The organism is Pseudomonas sp. BF-R-01 (genome assembly GCF_019946615.1).
GTDB lineage: Bacteria > Pseudomonadota > Gammaproteobacteria > Pseudomonadales > Pseudomonadaceae > Aquipseudomonas > Aquipseudomonas migulae.
On record NZ_JAGYFX010000189.1, the window covers coordinates 1 to 5,129 of the forward strand.

The window sequence follows — 5,129 nt, forward strand, 5'->3', positions numbered from 1 at the left end:
TCATTAAACATATATTGAGAATGACACACCGCCTTCGCGGGCAAGCCTCGCTCCTACAGGGGGCACCGACACTATTGGCATTTGCGCTCGACAGGAGACACTCATGAGCCAGGCAGACTTCATCATCATCGGCGGCGGGATCGCCGGCGCTTCCACCGGTTTCTGGCTGTCGCAGCACGCCCGAGTGATCGTGCTCGAACGCGAATCCCATCCGGCCTACCACTCCACCGGACGCTCGGCGGCGCTGTTCACCGCCGCTTACGGCACACCGCAGGTCCGAGCACTGACCCAGGCCAGCCGCGATTTCTTCGACGCCCCGCCTGCCGGTTTCTGCGAACACCCGTTGCTGACCCCGCGCGGCGAAATGACCGTGGACTTCACCGGCGACCCGGCCGAACTGAACAACCAATACCTGAGCGCCAAAGCCACGGTGCCGGAGATGCAACTGCTCAGCGCCGACGAGGCCTGCGCGCGTTTGCCAATCCTGCGCCGGGAAAAAGTCCATGGCGCGATCTACGATCCGACCGCCAGCGACATCGACACCGACGCCTTGCACCAGGGTTACCTGCGTGGCATCCGACGCAATAAAAGTGAAGTGCATACCGACTCAGAAGTCCTGAGCCTGACCCGCGACGGCGAAGGTGTGTGGCAGGTTCAAACCAACGGCCAGACCTTCAGCGCCCCGGTCATCATCAACGCTGCCGGCGCCTGGGCCGACAAGATCGGCGAACTGGCCGGCGCGAAGCCGCTGGGCCTGCAACCGAAACGCCGTGCAGCATTCATCTTCGCCGGGCCGGAAGGCGCGGACATCCACCATTGGCCGATGCTGGTCAGCCTCGACGAGTCGTTCTACATGAAGCCGGACGCCGGCATGTTCCTTGGCTCGCCGGCCAATGCCGACCCGGTTGAACCACACGACGTGCAGCCCGAAGAACTGGACATCGCCATGGGCATCTACCAGATCGAAGAAGCCACCACCCTGACCATCCGCCGCCCGACCCGCACCTGGGCCGGCCTGCGCAGCTTCGTCGCCGATGGCGATTTGCTGTCCGGTTTCGATCTGCAGGTGCCGGGGCTGTTCTGGGTTGCGGCGCAAGGCGGTTACGGCATCCAGACTTCGCCCGCCATGGGCCAGGCCAGCGCCGCGCTGGTACGCGGCGAAGCACTGCCCGAGCAACTCAAGCGTTTTGGCCTGGACGCCGGGATGCTGTCCCCTGCTCGCCTGGGCTGACCGGCGTCCTCAGGTGACGTGTCGACACGATTACGGCAAACTTCCAGCGCCCTTTTTGCAGGGCGCTGACGCTGCCTGGAGCTCCATTGTATGAACGCACCTGTAAAAGACCCGGCCCTGGACAACTTCCGCGCGATCGCCGATGCCATCGCTACGTTGTTCTTCCCCCACGCCGAGGTGGTGCTGCACGATCTGCGCACACAGAAAGTCGACTACATCGCCAACAACCTGTCGAAACGGGAAGTGGGTGACGACTCGGCGCTGGAAGACATGCTCAGCGATGACATCAGCGAACGGAACATCGGGCCGTACGAAAAGTTGAATTGGGATGGTCAGAAAATTCGCAGCCTGAGCAGCGTGCTGCGCGACAGCGACGGTCATCCGCTGGCGGTGCTGTGCATCAACCTGAATATTTCACTGTTCGAAAATGCCAAGGCCGCGCTGGACTTGTTCCTGTCGCCGAGCAAGCTGATCCCGCAACCGGACTCACTGTTCCGCGATGACTGGCAGGAGCGCATCAATACCTTCCTTCACGGCTGGCTGCGCGAACGTCAACTGAGCCTGAACCTGCTGACCCGCGACCACAAACGCGAACTGGTGCTGGCCCTGCACGCCGAAGGCGCCTTCAAAGGCAAAAGCGCCTCGAACTATGTGGCCAACGTGCTGAACATGGGACGGGCGACGGTGTACAAGCATTTGAAAGAATTGAAAGGCTGAAACACCCCGGATTGCCAGCGACACACGCCCTGTAGGAGCACGGCTTGCCTGCGATGGCGATTTTGAAGACACCATCGCCGGCAAGCCGGCTCCTACAAGGTTCTGCGCCAGTCACACAACTCTGATGCGTCCCCAAATCTGTAGGAGCACGGCTTGCCGGCGAAGGCGATCTTGAAGACGCCTTCGCAGGCAAGCCTTGCTCCTACGGGTTTGGGGGTTATTCCAACGCCGAAGCCGGGCCGAAGAACTCGTAGCGGCTTTGCTTCTCCGGTACACCCAAGGCTTTCAGGTGACGCTTCACCGCCGCCATGAAGCCTTTAGGCCCCAGGAAGTACGCATCCAGATCGCGCTGCTGTGGCAACCACTCGCCCAGTTGTTCCTGACTCAACAACCCGACCTTGTGCGCCGCCGGGCTCACGCCGTCATCTTCGTCGTAGCAGTAGAAACGCTTGAGTTGCGGGTGACGCTCGGCCAAACCATCAATCCAGTCACGGAACGCGTGAACGCTGCCATTACGTGCGCAGTGGATAAAATGCACCGGCCGCTTGGTTTCCAGCGCCGCTTCCAGCATCGCCAGGGTCGGGGTAATACCAACGCCGCCGCTGATCAGCACCAACGGTTTATCGCTGTCGCTCAGGGTGAATTCGCCCGATGGCGGGAACAGCTGAATGCTGGCGCCTACGTGCAGTTGATCATGCAAATGGTTCGAGGCACGGCCACCGTGTTCACGCTTGACGCTGATGCGGTACTGACCTTTGTTCGCCAGGGCCGACAGCGAATAGTTACGACGAATCTCTTCGCCATCGAGGATCAGTTTCATGCCGATGTACTGGCCGGGTTCTGCCGCGAGGATCGGACCTTTGTCTGCCGGTTCGAAGTAGAACGAAATGATTTCCGCGCTTTCCTCGACCTTGGCCGCAACGATGAACTCCCGCGCACCGCGCCAGCCGCCCGGGGCCTGTTCTTTCTGGTCGTAGATGCTGGTTTCAGCGCCGATCAGGATCTCGGCCAGTTGACCGTACGCCGCGCCCCAGGCGCTCATCACTTCCGGCGTGGCAATCTCGTCACCCAACACTTCGGAAATCGCACGCAACAGGCAGGTGCCGACAATCGGGTAGTGTTCCGGGAGGATTTGCAGCGCCACGTGCTTGTTGATGATCTTGGCCACCAGGTCGCCCAATTGGTCGAGCTGATCGATGTGGCGCGCATACATCAACACGCCGTTGGCCAGGGCGCGAGGTTGATCACCGGTGGCCTGGTGCGCCTGGTTGAACAGCGGGCGAACTTCCGGGTATTCGGAGAGCATCATGCGGTAAAAATGCGTGATCAATGCTTCGCCGCCGCTTTCCAGCAACGGCACAGTGGATTTGACGATTGCACGGTCTTGAACGCTAAGCATAAGGTGACTCCTGAACGACTTGGTTTTCTAACTGACTGCCCTATGCTTATCAGTTTCCGTGCCAGTTATTTAATCGTTACAAATCAACAAGTTAAAAACATTCTAGTCATAACGACACCCCCTACCTTATAGTCATACCGACTACACGGAGTCACTATGACTGCAAAATCCTTGCTCACCACACTGCTTCCCCTGGTCTCGGACCTGTCCCGCGAACTCCCCGAGGGCGAGCGCTATCGGCGCCTGCTCGAAGCCATGCGCGCCTTGCTTCCCTGCGACGCCGCTGCGCTGCTGCGCCTTGATGGCGAGTGGCTGGTGCCGCTGGCCGTCGACGGCTTGAGCACCGACACCCTCGGCCGGCGCTTCAAGGTCAGCGAACACCCGCGCTTCGAAGCCCTACTCAGTAGCCCCGGCCCGACCCGCTTCGCCGCTGACAGCGACATGCCCGATCCCTATGACGGACTGGTCGATGGCCTCGACGATCACCTTGAAGTCCATGACTGCATGGGTTGCCCGCTGTTTATCGACGAACGTCCGTGGGGTTTGTTGACCCTCGACGCCCTCGACCCGGAACGCTTGGAACCGATCGAACTGGACGCCCTGCAAGCCTTCGCCAGCCTTGCCGCCGCCACGGTCAATGCCGCCGAGCGCATCGAACGGCTGGCCAATCGTGTTGAAGACGAGCATCAACGCGCCGAGGTGTACCGACAGGCCAGCGGCCAGCAGAACCGCGAGATGATCGGTCAGAGCAAGGCCCACAAACGCTTGGTGGAAGAGATCAGCCTGGTCGGCGGCAGCGACCTGACCGTGCTGATTACCGGTGAAACCGGGGTCGGCAAGGAGTTGGTGGCCCAAGCGATTCACGCCGCCTCGCCCCGGGCCGACAAGCCGATCATCAGCCTCAACTGCGCCGCGCTGCCGGACACGCTGGTGGAAAGCGAACTGTTCGGCCATGTGCGCGGCGCCTTCACCGGGGCAACCAGCGACCGTCGCGGCAAATTCGAACTGGCCAATGGCGGCACGCTGTTTCTCGATGAAGTCGGCGAACTGTCGCTGACGGTGCAGGCCAAATTGCTGCGCGTGCTGCAAAGCGGTCAATTGCAGCGGCTGGGTTCGGACAAAGAACATCAAGTCGATGTGCGGCTCATCGCCGCGACCAATCGCGACCTGGCCGAAGAAGTGCGCAGTGGCCGTTATCGTGCCGACTTCTACCACCGGTTGAGCGTTTACCCGCTATTGGTGCCGGCCCTGCGGGATCGCGGGCGGGATGTGCTGCTGCTCAGCGGTTTCTTCCTCGAGCAGAACCGTTCGCGCATGGGCCTCAACAGCCTGCGCCTGACCAGCGATGCCCAGGCGTCGTTGCTGGCGTATGACTGGCCGGGCAATGTGCGGGAGCTGGAGCACTTGATTGGGCGCAGCGCGTTGAAAGCGCTGGGTAACTGCAGGGAACGGCCGAAGATTCTCAGCTTGAGTGCGGCGGATCTGGATTTACCCAGCGGCAGCGTTGAGGTAACGCCCGAGTCGCCGACCGCGACGCCAGTGACATTGGTGTCAGGGGATTTGCGCGAGGCGACTGAAAGTTATCAGCGGCAATTGATCAGCGCGTGCCTGGATCGGCACCACAATAACTGGGCGAGCGCGGCGCGTGAGCTGGGCTTGGATCGGGCGAATCTCGGAAGAATGGCCAAAAGACTGGGCATGAAATGAACGCTTTTGTAGGAGCCGGCTTGCTGGCGATGGCATCACCGCGGTTTGTCTGACGGACCGCAGCGATGCCATCGC

Annotated in this window: 4 protein-coding genes; 3 read left to right on the forward strand and 1 reads right to left on the reverse strand. The window is 61.2% G+C overall.

The window, feature by feature from the left end; all coding sequences use genetic code 11:
- Positions 1-103: 103 nt before the first annotated feature.
- Both KGB27_RS30850 and KGB27_RS30855 read left to right on the forward strand, forming a co-directional pair.
- Positions 104-1,231, forward strand: a complete 1,128-nt coding sequence (locus KGB27_RS30850; protein ID WP_223557355.1) for an NAD(P)/FAD-dependent oxidoreductase — start codon at positions 104-106, stop codon at positions 1,229-1,231.
- A gap of 90 nt (positions 1,232-1,321) precedes the next feature.
- On the forward strand, positions 1,322-1,948 hold the full coding sequence (locus KGB27_RS30855; protein ID WP_008026625.1) for a transcriptional regulator: 627 nt from the start codon (positions 1,322-1,324) through the stop codon (positions 1,946-1,948).
- Between the two features lie 217 nt (positions 1,949-2,165).
- On the opposite strand, the gene hmpA is transcribed toward KGB27_RS30855, so the two are convergent.
- Positions 2,166-3,347 (reverse strand): NO-inducible flavohemoprotein, encoded by a 1,182-nt coding sequence (gene hmpA, locus KGB27_RS30860; RefSeq protein ID WP_223481129.1) that lies wholly within the window; start codon positions 3,345-3,347, stop codon positions 2,166-2,168.
- A 156-nt stretch (positions 3,348-3,503) separates the two neighbouring features.
- Between hmpA and norR the strand changes: the two genes are divergently transcribed.
- A complete protein-coding gene (gene norR, locus KGB27_RS30865) occupies positions 3,504-5,054 on the forward strand; it encodes a nitric oxide reductase transcriptional regulator NorR (RefSeq protein WP_223557356.1) in 1,551 nt (516 codons plus the stop codon).
- Positions 5,055-5,129: the final 75 nt, after the last annotated feature.

Excerpts from the sequence above, each read along its gene's own strand:
- norR (WP_223557356.1), top strand. The coding sequence starts at position 3,504 with ATGACTGCAAAATCCTTGCTCACCACACTGCTTCCCCTGGTCTCGGAC.
- KGB27_RS30850 (WP_223557355.1), top strand. The coding sequence starts at position 104 with ATGAGCCAGGCAGACTTCATCATCATCGGCGGCGGGATCGCCGGCGCT.
- KGB27_RS30855 (WP_008026625.1), top strand. The coding sequence starts at position 1,322 with ATGAACGCACCTGTAAAAGACCCGGCCCTGGACAACTTCCGCGCGATC.
- hmpA (WP_223481129.1), bottom strand. The coding sequence starts at position 3,347 with ATGCTTAGCGTTCAAGACCGTGCAATCGTCAAATCCACTGTGCCGTTG.